Source organism: Dysgonomonas reticulitermitis, from assembly GCF_054601275.1.
Genome location: NZ_BAAHWU010000128.1, coordinates 1 through 1,082, shown reverse-complemented (window position 1 = coordinate 1,082; position 1,082 = coordinate 1). Strand labels below are relative to the sequence as shown.

At 42.2% G+C, this 1,082-nt stretch carries 1 protein-coding gene; it reads left to right on the top strand.

Annotated features, from left to right (window positions below; translation table 11 throughout):
* The first annotated feature begins 46 nt into the window (after positions 1-46).
* The gene (locus ACYPZI_RS16005; RefSeq protein WP_459603379.1) at positions 47-1,039 is read left to right on the top strand and encodes an IS110 family RNA-guided transposase; all 993 of its coding nucleotides are present in this window, start codon (positions 47-49) and stop codon (positions 1,037-1,039) included.
* The last annotated feature ends 43 nt before the right edge of the window (positions 1,040-1,082 follow it).

The following is a 1,082-nucleotide window of genomic DNA, read 5'->3' as shown; positions in this document are numbered from 1 at the left end:
TCACGATTTTAGCCACTTTGGTGCGGAGCATAATAAATAATATATTATGCAAGTATACGGAATAGATTTATCAATGGAAAAATTTGATGTGAATTTTTTTGACGGGAGTGGAAAAGCAACAAGCAGGATCATAAAAAATAATCTTGCGGGCATATCCAAGTTTTTAGAAGGGATCCCTTCCGGGAGTGTCCTGTGCGCGGAACATACGGGAGTATACGGGGATATGCTCCTATACTTGTGCAATCAGGCAGGCATTACTATTTGCCTTGTACCGGGCTATACGGTTAGGCATAGCCTGGGGCTTGCTAAAGGGAAGAGCGACAAGGTTGATGCCCTCAGGCTCAGGGAGTATGGCGAACGCTTTAACGACAAGCTGAAAGCGGCAAACTATGGGCCTGAGACAATCAAGGAAATCCAATGGCTCCATACACTCAGGCAGGAGTTGGTAAAAGCACGGAAAGCTTTATTAACCAGCCGCAAAGGGTGTGGGTACCAGCCTATGCAAAGTATTAGCGTACACAACCATGTACAATCTGTAATAGAGGGTTTGAACAAGGAGATTTCGGAAGTCGATGCCGAGATAGACAAGCTCATACAGGCTGATCCCTGCATGCGGGATAACTATCAACTCATCACAAGCATAAAAGGCATAGGACCGGTAATAGCTACGGATTTACTGATAAAGACCGGTAATTTTGAAGTTATTGATTCTGCCCGTAAGGCAGCTTCATACGCCGGAGTCTGTCCCTTCCCAAATTCTTCGGGAAAGATGGTGGGTAAATCCAAAACAAGCCCTTTTGCCGATAAAAAACTCAAAACCCTGCTATATATGGGAGCCAAAGCGGCCGTAAAGTATAACAAAGAATACCGGTTGTATTACCAGAAAAAGAAACTCGAGGGCAAAGCCCATTATCTGATTATGAACAATGTTTCTAATAAGATGCTTCGCACTGTCTATAGTGTCTTAAAAAATAAAATACCTTGGTCGGAGACATATATATGTCTTGACCCTAGAGAAAAAAATAAACAGCTTTGCTAAAAATGTGGACAAAATTGTTGGATTTTAATAGAGTATATGAAGA